Source organism: Nocardiopsis nanhaiensis (assembly GCF_054778635.1).
Genome location: NZ_BAAGZJ010000017.1, coordinates 1 through 17,896 on the forward strand (window position 1 = coordinate 1; position 17,896 = coordinate 17,896).

Sequence of the window (17,896 nt, forward strand, 5' to 3'; positions counted from 1 at the left end):
GCCACGCCACGAAGGTTACCTACGAGCAGGTTCTTAGTGACCCTTTCACCCCACCGCGAACGGCATACCGCCAGGTCAGCGCGCTACCGATACGAAAATCTCCCACCCTTGGGTGAACTCAGGTCTGGGTGTGGCGGGGCGGGCTGCCGGTGACCCGCCCCAGGTGGTCTCAGCCCTTCCACGAAGTTGCCGCCTGCACGGAGTGGGTGGTCAGGTTCTCGGCGTTGGCACCGCAGACCTGATGGCGCTGGGTCTGCACGGTGGCGCTGGCCACCACCACGGCTTGCCGCTTGGCTTCGGCCTCCGATGCGGTACTCAGACCAGCGATGACCGGGCGCACGTGGTGGCATTGGGCACCGTTGACTGTGTGGCACAGGTCCACGATGAATGTGCGTTCGCGGCGGCGCAGAGCCAACGACAGGGGAAGTCGCATGCGGTAGCGGCACTGTTCACAGGTACCGTTCCCAGCCCGTGAGGTGGCGGCAGGGTGATGGTTTCCCAGGTCTCATCCACTACCTGCATGCGCGTGCGGTGCGCACGCGCCCACTGGTCCAACTCGTTGAGCGAACCGACATAACGAGGGGTCATTGTCACCACCGGCCGATCCCCATGGAAACCGCCACACGGACCAGATCCGCCAGTTCTCCCCACTCCCCGAGGTGCTGCGGCTGCTGGCGCTCCCAGTTCTGGTAGGACGGCCGGATAAGCCGGTATCGACGGGAGTCCGCGCCGTCCATCAGGATGGGTGCGGTGGGGGGTGTCAGCGCGATCGGGGCACGTCGGGCCCGGGGCCGAATGGGGTGCGGTGTGCACGTTGGGACCGGGTCGGCCAGAGCAAGTAGGACTGTGAGTCCGGCGCATTGCTGTGCTGCGGACAGGGACGTGGAGGGTCGTGTCCGGCGTCGGTGACGGCCTCCCCGTGGAGGTGCGGTGGGTGTGCTCCGGTTGAGGAATCCGGCGATATGGTCGCTCATGTCAGCGCTCCAAGTCAGCGTTGGCCACGCCCCGGGGGTGCCCGCCAGCACTCGCCGGGGTCTGTCGTAGAACCACTGTTGTTTGCGCCAACTGATTCGGAATCTGCCTACCTGTAGGCCAATTTGTAGGCCACCATGGAGACATGGCTTCCGAGACCTTCCCCCAGATGCTCAAACGGCATCGCAAGGCGCGAGGCTGGTCCCAACAGCGGCTTGCCGAAGCGCTGTGCGAGGTATCCGGCCGAGCCACGGTGACCCGACAAGAGGTCTACCGCTGGGAGCGCGGGCTCCGCGCGCCGAAGTTCTGGCTGCCCTACATCGCGGCAGTGTTCGCCGTGGACCGGGAAGACCTTGAACGCGCGATCGCCAAAGTCGACACGCCGTCACCAACCCTCGCTGAGCTTTTGCCCGGAGAGCGACCCGAAGTGGAGCTATCAGCGAATCAAGGGCGCCACGTTGGCACGGCAGCGGCGGAACGCCTGCACGCCCGTGTCCACGCGCTCAGGCTGGCCGACGACGTCATAGCGGGACAAGACCTGATCGTTCCCGCGTTCCGTGAACTGGACTCCGCCGTGCTGCTCCTGCGCGAGAGCACGCACACAGAAGCCGTAGGCAGGTCTCTGCGAACGGCCGTGGGTGAGTTCGCTCAGATCGCCGGGTGGATTGCTTCCGACGCTGGCCAGCACGACAAAGCAGAGCGGACTTACCGACTTGGACTATCGGCCGCACGTGAGGCGGGGGATGGCACTCTAGCCGGGCAACTTGCCGGTTGCTTGGCGTACCAATGGTCGAACATCGGGCGGGAATCCGACGGTGTGGCACTCGCCGAAGCTGCTCTAACAGAAGCGGGCGCTGAGGCGCCGCCCCGCGCCCGCGCGCTGTTCTGGGATCGGGTGGCATGGGCCCGCACTAAGGCAGGCGATGCACGCGCCACCATGCGCGCGCTCGGTGAGGCAGAGGAAGCCTTTTCCCAGCACGCCGACGAGGACGAACCCACGTGGCTCTACTGGGTGGACGCCGGGGAACTACAGGTCATGGAGGCCCGCGCCTACACCGAGCTTAGGCGCCCACTACGGGCAGTCCCACTGCTCAACGACGTGTTGTCACGCTACGACGCCACGCATACGCGAGAGATGGCGCTCTACCTGTCGTGGTTGGCTGTGGCCTACGCCGACGCCAACGAGCCTGAGCAAGCGGCGAACGTGGCACGGCGGATGCTGGAGATGTCGGCGGACCTTGGCAGCGACCGCACGGATGAGCGGGCACGGGTCGTGCGGGCATCCTTGAAACCGTTTGGAGACGTGCCCGAAGTCCGGGAAATCTTGGACGCGGCGTAGATCAGCAGAGGTCAACAGGGTTTCAGGTTCGCACCTAACAATCACGTCACAAACCGCATATGGACTTCCCCGCTCCGTTCGGCCCCATCGGCGGCTTGACAACTTCATCGAGACTCCTCACCGGCTTCGTTTCGCTCCGGGACGGATCCGGCGCCGTCGCGCACTGTCGTGCCGAGGGGAGCGGACACCATGCCGCCTATCGTTCGGTAGACGTCGAGCGCGGCCGCCCCGATCCGCGGTGAGGGGGCCGGTCCGTCGGGGCCGAGGTCCATCACGCGCGTGAGCTGGTAGTGCAGGAGGGTGGTGCCAGGCTCATTGCGACCATGGTCGCCGCCGCGTCCCGAGCTCGGTCCGACCCCTTCGGGTACCCCTCGGGGTCGTACTCGGTGAAGGAGTCGGCGGTGCCCGCGGTGATGGCGTCGCGAACATCGCCGCTCCCTGTTCGTCGGAGTCCAGGGCGGCACGCGCGGCGTAGGGAAGGACCGGAGCGGCCCGCTCGTACAGCGACCGGAACAGGTCCAGGTCGGGTGCGCCGCCCTCTTGCCGGGCCAGGTCGACCTTGGCGCGTACCAGCGCCAGCACCCGTTCGCTGCACGCCTCACGTAGTCGATGCGGGTGTGGCAAGGAACGACTGCGCGAAGGAGCCGAAGGAAGCGGAAGGGGTCAGCGGCGGCTGCGGGGTTCGGCCTCGGCCAAAGCCTCGGCGAGCTCCTCCAGGAAACCCGGCAGCTCAGGCAGGACCCGGACGTGGTCGTTCCACTCCTGGGCGATCTCGGTGGCCCGCTGCTCGACGGACTTCTCGTCGGCCCGGCGAACCGACCGGAGCAGGGCCCAAGCGGCGACCGCCACCAAGGGACGGGCCGCTCCCCGGCCCCGGAGCTCGAGGTCGCCGACGACCGACCAGAGGCCGTCCCGGCCGGGGGCGGGCGCCACGCGGCCCTCGGCCCGCGCCAGCCTGTGCTCCACCTCCAGCGTCACCGGGGGTTCGGGAGACCCGCCGGCGGCCGCCGCGAACCAGGCGCGCAGGTCCACCCGGGCGGTCACCTGAGCCCTGAGCAGGCTCGAACCGCGCTTGACCAGCGCACTCTCCACCGGGAAACCCAAGTCCGCGTAGGCGGTGACGGTCTGCTCGGCGCGGTCATGGCACACGCTGCCCGTGGTGACCGGGATCTGGCCGTCCTCTGCGCCGTCCCGCATGGCGAAGTCCACCGAACACACCCCCGACTCGTCCCAGGCGGTCACCGTCAGGTCGGTGCCCACCCAGCCCTCGCTGCCCTCCCCGAAGACCGGAGCGCCCTCGGCGTCGACCTCGGTCAGCAGATACCGGCTGCCGGGGGCCAGGTGTTCCCCCGAAAGCAGCCTCAGCGAGAGGGATGCCTCGCGCACCGCGGCCTCGTCCGCCCGGTCCTCAGGAGAGGACAGGTCGGCCAGGCTTTCGTCGCGCTCGCACTCGCGGTCCCGTTCCGCGCGTTCGGCGGCGCTGGGGACCAACCCGAGCCCCTCGGCGCGCCGTTCCAGGCGCTCCCGGTCCCGCTCCTCGGGCAGGAGGAGCTCGCCCGAGTCGTCGAAGCGCGCACTGCGCAGGACCTCCTGTACCGCGGACACTGTGCGGGTGACGTCCCCTCGGTCCACCGGGTCCAGGTCCAGGGTGTGGCTCAGGCGGGGCATGCGCCCTCCGCTTCGGCTCTCGGGTCTTTGTGTGTGGCCAGGCCATTGTGTTCCCTGCGGGCAAGGGCGGACAAGCGCCGATAAGGCACGGGCGGGGCACGTGTGACTGTCGTATGGCTCGGGCATCGTGAGACGCATGACCAGACACATCGTGCTGCTGCGCGGTATCAACGTCGGAAAGCACCGCCGTGTGGCCATGGCCGACTTCCGGTCCCTGTTGAGCGGACTCGGGTACAGCGGTGTCGCCACCTACATCCAGAGCGGTAACGCCGTTCTCACCGCGGACGAGACCGACCCGGAAAAGGTGGCCGGGGCCGTCCGTGAGGCGTTGCACGGCGGACTCGGCCTGGACGTGCCCGTATTGGTACGCACACTGGACCGGTTCCGAGACGTGGTGGCCGCCAACCCCCTCCCGGTCCCCGACCCCGCGGTGTTCTTGGTGCTGTTCTGTTCCGAACCGGTGGACACGGCCGCTCTGGCCGCGACCGACGAGTCCGCCTACCCGCGTGAGCGGATCGCCGTCACCCCGACCGAGGTGTTCACGCACCACGAGGCGAATTCGCGCGAGGCGCGGCTGCCCGCCGTGGTCGCCCGCCACTGCCCGGGGGAGATCACCGCGCGAAACTGGCGGACCGTCCTGCGGCTTCTGGAGATGGCGGAGAGCGCCTGAGCGCCCGGGTGGCGCACAGGCGCTCGGGACTGTCCGAGAGAAGTTATCGGTGAACTGAGTACGGCGGGGCTCCGGGGCCCGAGGCGGGGCCGCCGTCGCCGCGATCACGTGAAGGGTGGTGGTGTCCGTGCCCCAACGGTGGACCGTGATCCTGCGGGACCGGGCGGACACGGCGCGGCCGATCCGGCCGGAGGACTGTCACGGACTACTCAACCGCTGGTGGCCGCAGCCGGCCTCGGAGCACACCGCGGCCAAACGCTGGACGATGAACGGGTGGCCGCGGCCGTTGGGCGACCGGCTCCACCACTGGACGCTCACCTGGCTGGACGACAGTTCCCCGGTGCCCCTGGACCCCGGGGAACTGGTCGGTTCCGTGCAGCGCATCGGTGACCACGTCCTCGAGCCGCTCTCGGTCACACGTACCTTCGACCGCACCTACACCGAGATGCTGACCTCGTCGCGCGGGCCGTCGTCGGTGCGCGCCGCGGAGGTGCGCACCCAGACGCCCGTCGTGACGACCACCCGGGACACCACCGGCGAGCGCATCCCGCACATCTGGCCCAATCCCCGTCGCCTCTTCGGCGCCGTGCACCGCTCCGGCGGCGGGATCGTCGGGGGAAGCGGCGCTGTGGGCGCGGTGGCCCGGTTCGCGCCTCCCGCTCTCGCGGCGCCCTGGCTGGAGGAGGCCCTGTCCGGACTGGGGCAGGTCCGCCGTTCGGCCCTGCCCGGGCAGGACGTGCGCCTGGCCGAACACCACCATGCCGAGAGCCGGACCGTGCTGGGCTGGCGCGGCGGTCTGCGCCTGGAGGTGTTCGGCGCAGGGCACCGCAATACCGACTGCTTCACCACCTTGTTGGAGCTCTTGGAGCTGGCGGGGATCGGCAAGTACACGGCGCAGGGCTTCGGTTCGGTGCGGGTGGACACGGTCACCCGCGGCCGCCTCGCCGCCGAGGTCCCGGCCCCTCGTTCCGGCCGGGCGTCCCACCGCCTGCGCCGTACTCCGCACCGAGTGGGGGACCAGCGGGCGCATGCTGTGGCCGAGGCCGAGGAGTTCGGGGGAACGCTGTTCGACTGACCCCGAGCCTGATCCGCCAAGACCGTGATCCAGCGGCCGTTGCCTGGAGGTAGCGGCCCACAGACCGCCGGTTCCCGCCCGAGGACGGAGGGCGGGGACCGGTGCCCACCCGGTGGCCGGGCGGTCACCGTCGGATCGGCTCCCACCCGGTGGACGGGGTGGGAGCCGATCTTTGTCGTGTGCCCACGTCAGAGCGGGTTCCGGTGGGAGCGGCGACCCGGTGCCGCGCCCCCTCCGCACTCCCGGTGGACGTTGTTCTCTCGCAGGGACCGGGCCAGACCGCGCAGGTGGGGTAGGAGGTCCTCGGGGGCCAGGGCAGCCCCCGTTCGCTTGCTGAAGGAGGGACGCTCCGGCTCTGAACGGGAGAGCCGCTCGTGTCCGTAGGGGGTCGGCATCGTCGTGGACCTTTCTGGGAGCGGAACGGGGAAGGGTCCGTGCACCCAGCTCTCTCGGACAGAGACGCGGTACTGTCCGAGAGAGGTCTGCAGACCCCGAATCCCCTTCGGCGCCCGCGCCGTGCCCGCCGTCCCCGGCCACGAGGAGTCCGTCGCGGTGACCCAGGCCCCCGAGCACCGACCGACCGAGCACACCGCCCCCCGGCCCCCCGCCGCAGGTGTGCTCGTCGGGGTGGACCTTCGGGGCATCCAGGCCTACGTGTACAGCGGGCGGCGCATCCTGGACGCGGTCGGCCGGGCCGCGCTGGTCGCCGAACTCACCGACACCTCAGACCCCGTTTACGGGGTGGCCGACCTCGTGCCCGAGGACTGTGTGGTCCTGCGGGACGCGGGCGGTGCCCTGACCGTCGTCCTGCCCGACCTCGCGGAAGCCAGGCTCTTCACGGCCCGCTACACCCGAAGGCTCCGGGACCGCGCGGGTGACCTCACCCCGGTGGTCGCGTTCGTCACCTACGGCCCGGGGGCCGTGCCTGTCGCCGGGGCGCACCCGGTCCCCGACGTGGACACCGCCCTGGCCGAACTCCCGGTCCGCCTGCGCCGCGCCCGCCGCCACATGTCCGCGCTGCACACGCCCGCGCACGGTTACGGGATCACTGCGGCGTGCTCGGTGAGCGGCGCCCCGGCGGAGTCGGTGGACAGCAGCAGGTCCTTGGACGACCACGCCCGCGTGTACGAACGGGTGGCGGCCGACGTCGCCCGGGCCCGGGGGATCGGCCGCCGCTGGCACCGCTCGCACAGTGACGCCTGGCTGGCGGGGGCGGGCACCGCCAGCGGACCAGTCGAGCTGGCCCTGCCCATGGAGGTGGACCGCCTCGGCCGCGACCACGGGGACGTGAGCCGGGTCGCGGTGGTGCACGTGGACGTCAACGGCCTGGGCGAGATCCTCGGCGAGTACCGGGAAAGGGCCGGTGACCCCGGGGTGCCCGGCTCCGGCGCCCAGGCGCAGCGCGCCCTGTCCACCCGGATCGCCGGGCTCACCGAAGGGCTGGCCCGTGCTTTGGTACGCGCGGTGGCGGCCGCGGTCCGGGTGGAGCCCGGGCGGCGGCCGGTGATTCCGGGGACCGGTGCGGGCGGGGCCGTCACCTTGGACCACGAACCGCCCGGACCCGTCCGGTTACCCGTGCGCCCGATCGTGGTCGCCGGCGACGACCTCACCGTGCTGTGCGACGCCCGTCTGGCCCTGAGCATGGTGCGGTACGCGCTGGACTGGCTGGACACCGACCCCGAGCGGATCGGCGACACCGAAGACCCCCGTGTGGCCCTGCACCGCGCCCTCACCTCCGTCCACGGTGAAGGGGGTCGGACGGTGGTCGGGCCGGACGGTGGCCGGCACACCACGTTCGTGCCCACGGTCGGTGTGGGGATCGCGGTACTGCCGGTGGGCGCACCGCTCTCGCTCGGATACGAGCTGTGCGAGGCCATGTGCCGTCTGGCCAAGGCACAGCGGGTAGCGGACACGGACGCGGACCCGACCGCCGCCGAGGAGCACACCGTGGCCTGGACGGCGCGGTTCGACGGGGTCGACCGGGTCCTGCGCCGCTTGGAACGCGCGCGCCGGGCGGGGCCGCCCCGCACCGCCCTGCCGATGACGGGCACGGCCTTCGCCGGTTTCCTGGACCGCTACCTGTCAGCGGAGGGCGGTCTGCTCGCCGACGGTGACGCCCGCCAGCGCGGCTGGTTGGTCTCGGCCCTGGTACCCCTGCTGGTGTCGGGGGCCGACCCCGGACCCGAACTGGTCCGCCGCGCCCACGTGACCGGGCGCCCCGTGGTCCTGCCCGAGGGCTGGACACCCGGGGAGCTGCTGGACGCGGTCGGAGTGATGGACCTCTTCGTGGACCCGGGCCTGGCCGAGGAACCTGCGCCCCCGTCCCCCCTGCACGGGCCGCACGGGGGTGGGCAGCGGTGAGCACACCGGATCGGATCGTGGTGCGCCTGGCCTCCCCGGCCCTCTTCGTCGGGTCGAGCGAGGACGGTACGGGAGCCGACACGGACGTGGTCACCGACGGGCAGGGGCTGCCCCAGCTGCCCCGGCACCGGCTCGTGGCCCGGCTGCGTGTGGGGGCGATCAGTGCGCTGACGGTCGCGCCCGGCCTATCGGCGGCGGTGGAGCGGGTGTTCGGCCGGGAACGTTCGCACGGCGCCGACCGGATCCTGCGGGTGGGGCACGCGGTCCCGGGTGACCCGGTGCGCGCCGCCGTCGCCCACGCGCTCGCCGGCCGGACCGAACCCGCGCGCTCCACCTTGCGCAGGGCCGTCACCGACGCGCACACGACCCTGGAGTCGGGGGTCGAGATCGGCCCGAACGGGGCACCGGAGCCGGGCCGTCTGCGCACCAACCGGGTGCTCCTGCCCGGACTGACGCTGACCGCGCCCCTCACCTGGTCGGTCCCCCCGGAGGAGGAGCACTGGCGCTGCTTGGCGCGGGCCTGCCTGGCCACCGACCAGATCGGGTTGAAGGCCACCCGCGGCCGGGGCCGGGTGGACGTACGCCTGGCCCGGTCCGACGACCCCGACCCGCACGCCACCACGCTGGACCTGGCCGGTCCGCAGCGGACAAGGACGGAACGCGAGGGCGGTCCGCCGCCATGAGTTCCACCGACCGGGGCGACCCGGGCGCCTTCGCCGTGTGCGCGTACCTGCCCCTGCGCTACGTGCTCACCGACTCCCTGGCCGTACGCACCTCCTTCGACCCCCTGCGCGTGGACTCCGAGACCACGGTGAGCGGGCGCGCCCAGCGCGGCATGCTCGCCGCTGTCCTCCAACGCGGCGGCCTGGAGCGCGAACTGGTCGAGTGGGTGGCGCGCGGCGACCGGGTCCGCTTCGCCCCGGCCCACCCGAGGTTGGAACAGCACGCCTGGGACGGCGTCCAAGTGGTCGCCTACCCCCCGCCCGCGCACCAGTACACCCCCGGCAAGGAGGGCGACACGCTCGTCGACGTCTTCGCCGAAGGCGCCGACGACCCGGGCACCCCCTACCGGGCGGTCCGGGACCCGCTCACACCTGACCGGTCACTGCGCGCCACCGTGCGGTCCACCGCTGAGCGCTACCTCGGGCGGGCGCGGACCGGTGTGCCGGGCCAGGGGGTGCCGTTCTTCACCACGAGCCTGGACCCGGGCCAGGTGTTCGAAGCCCGTTGGCAGCTGCGCGGCCCTGATCACGCCGACCTCCGGGAGCTCGCGGCACGGATCGTCGCCGTCCTGGCCGACGCCGAAGGCACCCTCACGCTCGGATCCGGCGGCACCCGGGCCCACGGCGGGGTCTCGGTGGGCCCGGTGCACCCCGAACGGCTGCTGTCCCCGGACCGGGTGGAGTGGTCGGGGGCGGACCGCTTGCGGAGGGCGGGTGAGACCGTGGACCTGCTGTTGCTCTCCCCGGCACTGGTGGTGGGAGAACAGGGCCAGGCGCGCCCGCACGCCCTCGTGCCGGAGGTCCGGGCACTCCTCGCCCGGTGCCTGCCCCGAACCCCCGTGTCAGTGGAGGCCGCGCACGTCGAACCCGTCCTGCTCGGTGCCTACCACCGGAGCTACCGCGGTCCCATGGCCCAGCGCTGGGCGGCCGCCCCCGGCTCCGTGGTGCGGCTGCGCTCCGGCGTCGACCTCTCCACAGCGCGGATCCGGGAGCTGGAGGCGCACACGCTGGGGGAGCGCGCCGTGGACGGGTACGGCCAGTTCGTCCTGCTCCGCCCGCCACCGCCCCGCCCCGAACCGCTCCCCCCGCTGTCCGAACCCGTGCCCGCCCGGCGGGAGGGCACCGCCACCCTGCCGGACGGCCGCGTGCTCGAGGCCCCCAACCCGTTGCGGCCCGAACGCGACGCGGAACTGGGAGCCCTGTACGACGAACTGCTGTGGAACGCCGCGGCGCAGCCGGTCCGCGACCACGCGCGCGCCCTGGCCTCAGCGGGCACGCTCGCCCCGCTCACTCCCAGCCTCTTGGGGCGGCTGCGCGAGGTGGTGGCCCGTACCGACCGCACCCCCGACCAGGCATTGACCGCGCTCGCACAGACCCTCTCCGGGGCGTCCTCGGGCTCCGGGACGCACAAGGTACTCCGGGAACGGGCCGTGCGCGCGCTGCAGCGGGCGCGGCTCGCCCAGCCCGAGGGGCCGGGGCACACCACGGTCCACCGGTGGCTGGGCGGCCTCTCTGGTGGAGAGGCCGCCGTCACCTGGTGGCGGGCCAATCGCCCCCGGCTCGCCCACGAACCGGCCTACGCCCGGGCCCTGGCCGCCGTCGACCTCGCGTCCCCGGACGGCCTGCCGCCCAGCGAGCGGGAGAGCGGACTCTCGGACCAGGCCGAGAGATGGGAACACCACGCCTCCGCGCGGCTCTGCCTGCTGCTGGTCTCCTCCTGGCTGGCGGAGGCGGCGCGGGTCCTGCGCACCGAGCAGGAACGGCCCCGGGGCGGGGGTGCGGCGCGGTGACCACGGGACCCGTAGACGCGCACGGCCCTCGGCCGGACGCCGTAGTGTGGGAGCTCACGGCCCGGCTGCTCCTGCTCACCGACGCCCACGTGGGCGCCGCACGGGCGACGCCCCGGCACGCCGCGGAGAGCGACGTGGACCTCTCACTCGACCGCGACCCGCGCACCGGCGTGCCCCGGCTGCGTGCCACCACGCTCGCGGGCCTGCTCCGCCACGAACTCGTCGCTCGCACCGCGGACACCGCCGGCGTCGCCACCCTCCTGGGTTCGGACGACGCGCGCGCAGCCACCGGAACGGGCGTCTCGGCCCCGTCACCCAGCGCCCTGGACGTCGACGACGCCCACGCCACCCTGCCGGAGTCCGCCCCGGTCACGGTGCGGGTGGGCACCCGGGTCGACCCCGCTACCGGCGCAGTGCGACCCGGGCGGATGTGGCAGTGGGAGGTCCTGCCCGCCGGGACGGTGTTCACCGCCCACCTGCGGCTGCACGTGGCAGCCCCCGCCGACGAGGCCCGGCTCCTCACCCAGTTCGTCCTGGCGGCACGGGGGTTCGGCGGCGACGGCCCGGGCATCCGGATCGGCGGGAGTTCGGGCCGCGGCCACGGGGCGGTGCGGGCCACCCGCTGGGCCGCGGTCCGCCACGATCTCACCGACGAGCCCGAGTGGTTCGGCTACCATTCCCGTGACTGGGAGAGCCGCTGGCGGGAGGGGCGTGAGGCGTTGGCGGCCTCCGGCGCCACTGACCTGGCCGCCCTCTTGGACACCGGGCTGCGCGAGCACGGACGCACCGCGATCGCCGCCCACCTGGCCGCGAGGGCCCTGAGCGTGGACCGCCGGCAGCGGGCAGAGCTGCACCTGGAACTGAACGTGGCGGAACGCGCCGAACCCGCCCCCGAGACACCACCGCCCTCCGACCCCTCCTCGTTGCGTCCGGGCCTGCTCCTGATCGGGGACGTCCCCGAGGCCGGGCGGCTGGCCGAGGTCGACCGCGCGCACCGGCGGCGGCCGACCGTCTCCGGTAACGATGACGACCAGGTGGAGGTCCGCCCGGTCCTTGGAGACGCCGCGCTGTTCGCGCTTCTCAAGCGGTTGGGCGGCCGACTGGTCCGCGACGCCGCCGAGCACCTGCGGGGAGCGGGTGCGTCGCGGGAAGCCGGGGCGCAGAGGGGTTCCGAGAGGGACGGGGAGTGCGGGCACTGGCGGGCGTGGCACGATCACTGGTGGGGCGCTGACACCGTGCACCGGCCGGGCGCCCCTCCGGTCCCGCCCGTCCCCGCGCGGATCCGCCTGCGTGCCACACCCGTGCTGACCGGCGGGGCGCCCCTGACGACCACCCGCCTGACGGTGGACGCCCTGTTCGGGGACGCCGTGAGCGGCCGCCTGTTCACCAAGGACCTGCACTGCGGGGGGTCGGCCGAGGCCGTCCTGGACATCACCGAACCCGATGACGCGATCCGGGGCCTGCTCGCCTTGGTCGTGCGCGAACTGGCCACCGTTCCGCTCGACACGCTCGGCGCGGGAGCCGGGAGCGGCAACGGCAGGCTCTCCGCCACCGGGGCCGTCTTGGTCACCTACAAGGGAACCGGGGAGGAACCGGAGCGGGTGGACCTCCTGTCCGCCCTGCGCGCTCCGGACGGCGAGGCGGCAAGGACAGTGCGCGGGTGGCTCGCCGCCCTGCACACCCGGCTCACCGAAGCGGACCACGGGCACGGCGTCGAGCCCGAGACGGGGAGTAGCGAGGGATACGCGGCGGAACCCCGGGCAGGCGGGAAAGCCCGGGCAGAGGAGGATCAGACGTGAGTGTCGAGGCCCATGAGCCGCCGGCCCCGGCCGGTGTGACGGTCCGGCCGCTCCCGCCCGAGCGGATCGACGAGGTACTGGCCGACGTGTTCGTCCGGGGCGACCGCTGCCGTGCCCTGGAGGCGGCTGGACCTTCCGGAGTCTCTGGCGGCCCACAGTGGCTGCTGGCCGAACTCGGTGACGGCCGGATCACCGGATCCTGCCCCGACGGCCGGTGGCGCAGATCGGACAGCCCGCCCACCGAACACCTCTCCGCGCCCTCCCTCGACCCCGCGACGGACCGCTGGCGGGTCCTGGAGGTGCTCGTGTTCGGCCCGCATGCGCAGATCCGCCTCGGTGAGGGAGCGGTTTCGGGGTGGCTCAGCGCCGACGCGCCCGGTCCCCTGCCCGCGTGGTTGCGCCCCCGTGACCGGTCTTTCCTGCTCCAGGGGTGGACCGGCACCGCCCACAGCCGCACTCTGGAGGGTGACGTGCCCCTGTCGGTGACCCGAGAGCCTTCGGGGGCCGAGGCGGTACTGCCGGTGGCGTGGGTCGACTTCTCCGGGCGTCCGCGCCCGCTGCCGGAACGGGGGCGTTCCGCTTTGGAGAGCACCGGCACCTGGTTGACCGTTCGGGAGTACTGGGCGGAGGATCCCGTCACGGGCACGGTCGGGGTGGTGTTCCACCGGCTTACGGGATTGTGCGCCGGAGCCAAACCCACCGGGCCGGAGTTCGAGGTGGGTACCGGGGACCGGACCGAGGAGTACTGATGGTGGGCCCGCGGCACGTGGCCGACCGGGTGGGCCCGGGCAGACGTCCCGGCGGTTACCGGGCCATAGCCCCTTACGGCCTGGTCCGGCTGGCCGAGGCCCCGCTGCCCGCCGCCGCTCTGCACTCCGTGCACCACATCGACGACCTGCTCCGCTCGCATGACCGCACCGTCCCCGGTACGCATTCGGGCTGGATCGATCTCACCCTGACCACGCTCACCCCGACCTTCGTCGGCCAGACCCTGGGCCGGGGGCGGGTGTCCGCCTCCACCCGCTTCCCGCACGGCGGCCGGTCACTGCCCGCCGTGCCCGGTTCCACCCTGCGCGGCCTGGTCCGCAACACGCTCCGCATGCTCACCAGCGGGGAGAGCGGCCCGGTGAACACGCCCATGCTGTTCTTCCGAGCCCCGGTGCGTATCGATCCGTACAGCTCCGACAGCTCCCTGTCCACGCGGGCCCGCAAAGTCATGGCGCAACAACACGGCCACTACCGCAAACGCCGCGCGGGCCTGAGCACCAAGCAGGGGTTCCTGTACCGAGCACCCCGGGGCGAGGGGTGGTTCGTCGTCGAGGTCCCCGCCACCGCCCTGGAACCCGAACCCGGCCGGGCCCTCAAGGTGTCCTTCAACGTGCTCCGGAAGAGCCTGCGCACCTGGGACTTCGGGGTCACCGACTTTCCCGACCCGCCTCGGGGCAACACCTACGTCCCCGCCGCCCACGCACAGCACGGCCGTCTGCAGCACCGCTGGGTGTACGCGGTGCACCTGCCCGGGGAGCGCAAGGTCGCCGCCGTCGCGCCCACCGAGGAAGAGGCCCGCGCCCACCTGGCCGACCACACCGGACCTGCCGGAGGCGGTGTGGTCCCGGCCCTGGTGGTCCTGACCGGGGCCGCCGCGGGGAACCGGCGCAACGCCTACCTGTTCCCCCGACCCCGCGACCTGCGCACCGGACGCCTCCCCGTCCCTGACGCCATGGTGGAGCTGTTCGAATCGGCGGAGCAGGTCACCGGCTACCAGCGGGCCGCCTTTCCCGACACTCTGGGGGCCGGGGGCAACGACCCCGAACGGCCGCCCGTCGCCGGGGCCGGAGGGGGAGGACTGCCGAGGAGCAGCCTGGAACCCGTATGGTTCGACGTCGACCTCCCGGGCCGGGTGGTCTCCTTCGGGCGTTCCGGCGGATACCGGATCGCGGTCAGCGACGACAACCCGATCCGCCGCGCCGTCCCGAAGGAGGTGCTCAGCCCGCAGCACGGCGACGCGAACCGATCCGACCGGGCCGGGCGCACCGTGGACGTGTGCCGTGCGCTGTTCGGCGACACCGACGTGTTCGCGGGCGAAGCCGGGGCGCTCAAGGGCAGGGTGTCCTTCGGCAACGCGCTGAGCACCGACCCCGACCCCGACTACCCGGACGGTGCCGCCCTGCGCGTGCGGCTGCTCTCGCCCCAGCGCGGCTGCTTCGCGAACTACCTCGTCCAGGGGCCTGACGCGGCCTCGGGTGACCGCCCCGACATCGTCACATGGTCGCACGAGGGCCGGGTCAGGCTGGGTGGTTACAAGGCCTACCTGCACCGGCACGACGCGCGGCTGGGCAACCCCGTCCGCTACGACGAGCGCGCCCAAGACGACCTAGGCATCGCCGTCCTGCCACCGGACACGGCCGCGGGCCCGCCCCGCGACACCCAGCGCGACATCGTCCCGCTCCGGGACGGCCTCACCCTGCGGTCCCGAATCACCTTCACCAACCTCACCGACGCCGAACTCGGCGCCTTGCTGCGCGCCCTCCTGCTCGCCAACCCGGTCGGCGGCGGCGACCCCACCGACCCCGAGCACGCCCACAAGATCGGGATGGGAAAGTCCCTCGGCATGGGCAGCGTGCACCTGAGCCCCGAGCTCTACCTCGTGGACCGCCATGCCCGCGCCGCCGACCTCTCCCTGCGCCCCGACGCCGGAATCAGCCGAGCCCGCCCCGACCTGGTCCAAACCTTCCTGGACGCCTTCTCCACGGCCCTCGTCGCCCACCGCCTCCCCGGATCCGCCGACCCGGATCGCTGGCCGGAGGTCGACCAAGCCACCGACGTGTGCCTGGCTACCCGCTGGCGCCACCGCCTGCCCTGGACCGATACCGCGGTGATGTCCCTGCGCCAGTTCGCCGAGTACCCGGTCCTGCCCCCGCTCACCGAACGCTTCCGGGACAGCTGAGCGAGCTGAGCGAAAGGACTGGCGGAAGAGGCGCGACAGGCTTGCAAGCCACCTGCGGGTGTTGGAGTTGGGGGCGCGCCTGACAGCCCCCGTGGGTGGGGCTGATGGGTGGGCGCTCAGTGGGTGGGGGTCTGTTGGGTGGGGTTTGCCCGTGGGGGTGTTGGTCTTGTGCGGGTGGTTTCCCCCTTTTCCTGCCGCTTGATGGTGGCCGTCTCCGCTGCGCGCGTCAAGGTCGTCGCCGTCGAAGCGCTGGCGCGCTATCGAAGGGCGCTCCACCTTGACCCGCTTCGCTGCGACGGCGGGTGGGCGGCTATCAGGAAACGGGGGAGGTGTGGTCGGGGAGGCGATGGGCCCCAAGGGGCCCGGAGGGCCGGGCCTCAACGGCACAAGCACGGCCTGGCGGCCGTCAACTGCCCCGGCCTCCGGCCGGGTGCGCCACTCCGCCGGAGCGTTGACGCCTGGGGGTGTCGCGGCCGGTCATGGTGTGCGGCGAACCCCGGCCGGTGTGGGGGCTGGTGTCTGGGGGCGGCCGGTGCCGGGGCGTGGGTGAGGCCCCCTGTTAGAAGCAAAAAGCAGGGGTGAGTGTGCTTCTAGGGCGAGGTCTCACCCCCGGCCTCGGGGGCCGGGAAGGTCGGGGGCCGGGTCGGGTTCTGGCCATGCGGGGATAGAGACCCGGCGCAGGCAGGGGTGATTGTGGTTGGGGGTGGTCGGTTACGGGTTCGGGGGTGGGGCTGGATCCCCATCCGGGTCCCCCTCCTGGTTTCCGGTGCGGCCTCGGTTGCGGCCCGACCACATCCGGCGGTCCTGGCGTACCGACCACCGGTGCTTGACCTGGTTATGGGTCGCACACAACGGCTGGATATTGGCGGCGCTGGTGGTGCCGCCCTGCCAGAACTCCACGATGTGATCGGCCTGAGTCCAGGGCAGGGGCACCTCGCACCCGTACTGCCACGCGCAGCTGGTGTGGCCGTGGAAGGCGGCCGCCCGGATCTTGGGCGGCGCCAACCGGCACGAGCGACCCACGTCCAGGACCTGCCCGCTCTTCTGCTCCACCACCAGGCGGCGGATCCAGCTTTGGCCGATCAATTCGCGCACCACCGAGATGGGCACGACCTGCCCGGTCTCCGTGGTGGCCGGACCAGCGTCCTCGGCTTCCTCGTCCCCGGCCAGGGAGGTGGCGGGCACGGTGATGTTGATCAACGCCGTGGCCGTGGTCGGGGTTTCGCACCCCTGGTGGGACTGGGCGAAGCCCAACGCGGCCATCAGGGCGTCGTAGGTGCGCTCGTACTTGGACAGCCCGTCCTCGGGGTGGAAGGGCACCTGGTAGTTGTCCAACGCGACCTGGATCCGCAGGGCATCGGCGGGCGAGCCCCACATCTGGAGGAGGAACGTGCGGTCGAAGGTGGTGACCAGTTGGGCGCCCCGGGCGGCGTGGGCGGCGGCGTGGTCCTTTTCCACCTTGTTCGGGTTGAGTCGCATGCACAGCTGGTGGGCGAAGTGGGTGATCTGGCCCACCGACATGTTCGGGCGGGACTCCTTGAAGTCCAGGATTCCGCATTCCATTTTCGCGCGGAACAGCTCCGGGTCGGGGTGGTCACCCTTCTCCCTTTTCTCCACCCCGGCATCGGCGCCCTTGATCACCGCGGCGGCCTCACCCACCGACAGAACCCCGGAGTGCAACGCCTCCAGAGTGGGGGCCATTTCCTGACGGAATTCGGCGCGCCCGATCAGGGCCAGGTCGTTGGCCTGCCCAGCAGGAATTCCGAAGGCGTGGCGCAGCCACGCCTCCAGGCTTTTCTGTCCGCCCTGTTCCAGCAGCTGCCCGGTGGCCTCAAGCTGGGCCAGTCGGGCGGCCATGCTGACTTTGATCTGGTCGAGGTGTTCCCACACCCGGGTGGCCTGGTCCAGCACCTCACCCGCCGCGCCCAGGGGCACGTCGCGGTCGAAGAACGCGGTGGTCTCGTCCCGGGCAGCGACCACCGCGGCATCCACCGGGGTGTGCCCGGTGGGGGTGGGTGCTTCAGGAGAGATCGTCATTCTTCCATTGTAAGCGAAACGCCCGAAAATGGGGAGTGTTACCGGCGGTAACTTCGAAACTGATTTCCCCATGGTGGCCCGCAGACACCCTTTTCGGGCGCCCTTTTCTCGCCACCCGGAATGGTCTTTATCTACCCACTCGCCTTGGTGTTTGTCCGCACCTGGAATTCCAGGTCGCTAATAGGGGATGATCTTGCCTCTGTCTCCACTCTCGACGGTCGAGGGTGGAGACAGAGGCAAGATCATCGGGGAAAAGGCACCCGAAAGGGGTTCGCCGCACACATGGACCAGCCGCGACACCGCCAACCGCTCCGCTCCGGCGCAGGGGCAGGAACCGGCCCCCAGGCCGAGGGGTTCGCAGCAGAGCATGACCGGCCGCGACACCCCCAGGCGTCAACGCTCCGGCGGAGTGGCGCACCCGGCCGGAGGCCGGGGCAGTTGACGGCCGCCAGGCCGTGCTTGTGCCGTTGAGGCCCGGCCCTCCGGGCCCCTTGGGGCCCATCGCCTCCCCGACCA

General features: G+C 72.1%; 14 protein-coding genes. 9 read left to right on the plus strand and 5 right to left on the minus strand.

The genetic code is table 11. The annotated features are described in order from the left end of the window. Positions 1 to 169: 169 nt before the first annotated feature. Positions 170 to 433 carry a hypothetical protein gene (locus ACYVD1_RS10575; protein WP_460770790.1) on the minus strand — a complete coding sequence of 88 codons (264 nt, stop codon included), beginning with the start codon at positions 431 to 433 and terminating at the stop codon, positions 170 to 172. Positions 434 to 1,117: 684 nt separating this feature from the next. Between ACYVD1_RS10575 and ACYVD1_RS10580 the strand changes: the two genes are divergently transcribed. Continuing rightward, the gene (locus ACYVD1_RS10580; RefSeq protein WP_460770792.1) at positions 1,118 to 2,311 is read left to right on the plus strand and encodes a helix-turn-helix transcriptional regulator; all 1,194 of its coding nucleotides are present in this window, start codon (positions 1,118 to 1,120) and stop codon (positions 2,309 to 2,311) included. Between the two features lie 312 nt (positions 2,312 to 2,623). Here the strand turns inward: ACYVD1_RS10580 and ACYVD1_RS10585 are convergent, their stop codons facing one another. Further along, the gene (locus ACYVD1_RS10585) at positions 2,624 to 2,935 is read right to left on the minus strand and encodes a hypothetical protein (protein WP_460770794.1); all 312 of its coding nucleotides are present in this window, start codon (positions 2,933 to 2,935) and stop codon (positions 2,624 to 2,626) included. A 39-nt stretch (positions 2,936 to 2,974) separates the two neighbouring features. Next, a complete protein-coding gene (locus ACYVD1_RS10590; RefSeq protein WP_460770796.1) occupies positions 2,975 to 3,979 on the minus strand; it encodes a hypothetical protein in 1,005 nt (334 codons plus the stop codon). A 136-nt stretch (positions 3,980 to 4,115) separates the two neighbouring features. Here ACYVD1_RS10590 and ACYVD1_RS10595 point away from each other — a divergent pair, with 136 nt between their 5' ends. Both ACYVD1_RS10595 and cas6 read left to right on the plus strand, forming a co-directional pair. After that, positions 4,116 to 4,649: a DUF1697 domain-containing protein gene (locus ACYVD1_RS10595; protein WP_460770798.1), complete on the plus strand. Its 534-nt coding sequence runs from the start codon at positions 4,116 to 4,118 to the stop codon at positions 4,647 to 4,649. A gap of 127 nt (positions 4,650 to 4,776) precedes the next feature. After that, positions 4,777 to 5,724, plus strand: coding sequence for a CRISPR system precrRNA processing endoribonuclease RAMP protein Cas6 (gene cas6 / locus ACYVD1_RS10600; protein WP_460770800.1), 948 nt, complete (start codon positions 4,777 to 4,779; stop codon positions 5,722 to 5,724). A gap of 188 nt (positions 5,725 to 5,912) precedes the next feature. Here cas6 and ACYVD1_RS10605 read toward each other — a convergent pair whose 3' ends face one another. After that, on the minus strand, positions 5,913 to 6,119 hold the full coding sequence (locus ACYVD1_RS10605) for a hypothetical protein (protein ID WP_460758849.1): 207 nt from the start codon (positions 6,117 to 6,119) through the stop codon (positions 5,913 to 5,915). 157 nt (positions 6,120 to 6,276) lie between these two features. On the opposite strand from ACYVD1_RS10605, the gene ACYVD1_RS10610 reads away from it, so the two are divergent. The 6 genes from ACYVD1_RS10610 to ACYVD1_RS10635 are packed head-to-tail and all read left to right on the plus strand — an operon-like array spanning position 6,277 to position 15,343. After that, a complete protein-coding gene (locus ACYVD1_RS10610) occupies positions 6,277 to 8,085 on the plus strand; it encodes a hypothetical protein (RefSeq protein ID WP_460758852.1) in 1,809 nt (602 codons plus the stop codon). Then, positions 8,082 to 8,768: a hypothetical protein gene (locus ACYVD1_RS10615; RefSeq protein WP_460770803.1), complete on the plus strand. Its 687-nt coding sequence runs from the start codon at positions 8,082 to 8,084 to the stop codon at positions 8,766 to 8,768. Before ACYVD1_RS10610 ends, ACYVD1_RS10615 begins: the two co-directional genes overlap by 4 nt. After that, on the plus strand, positions 8,765 to 10,597 hold the full coding sequence (locus ACYVD1_RS10620) for a hypothetical protein (protein ID WP_460770805.1): 1,833 nt from the start codon (positions 8,765 to 8,767) through the stop codon (positions 10,595 to 10,597). The genes ACYVD1_RS10615 and ACYVD1_RS10620 overlap by 4 nt, the downstream gene beginning before the upstream one ends. Further along, positions 10,594 to 12,396, plus strand: a complete 1,803-nt coding sequence (locus tag ACYVD1_RS10625; RefSeq protein ID WP_460770808.1) for an RAMP superfamily CRISPR-associated protein — start codon at positions 10,594 to 10,596, stop codon at positions 12,394 to 12,396. The genes ACYVD1_RS10620 and ACYVD1_RS10625 overlap by 4 nt, the downstream gene beginning before the upstream one ends. Continuing rightward, positions 12,393 to 13,145, plus strand: a complete 753-nt coding sequence (locus ACYVD1_RS10630; protein ID WP_460770810.1) for a hypothetical protein — start codon at positions 12,393 to 12,395, stop codon at positions 13,143 to 13,145. Before ACYVD1_RS10625 ends, ACYVD1_RS10630 begins: the two co-directional genes overlap by 4 nt. After that, the gene (locus tag ACYVD1_RS10635) at positions 13,145 to 15,343 is read left to right on the plus strand and encodes a TIGR03986 family type III CRISPR-associated RAMP protein (protein ID WP_460770813.1); all 2,199 of its coding nucleotides are present in this window, start codon (positions 13,145 to 13,147) and stop codon (positions 15,341 to 15,343) included. Before ACYVD1_RS10630 ends, ACYVD1_RS10635 begins: the two co-directional genes overlap by 1 nt. Before the next feature lie 711 nt (positions 15,344 to 16,054). On the opposite strand, the gene ACYVD1_RS10640 is transcribed toward ACYVD1_RS10635, so the two are convergent. Beyond that, complete coding sequence (locus ACYVD1_RS10640) at positions 16,055 to 17,380, minus strand: HNH endonuclease signature motif containing protein (protein WP_460770815.1); 1,326 nt, start codon at positions 17,378 to 17,380, stop codon at positions 16,055 to 16,057. Positions 17,381 to 17,896 lie beyond the last annotated feature (516 nt).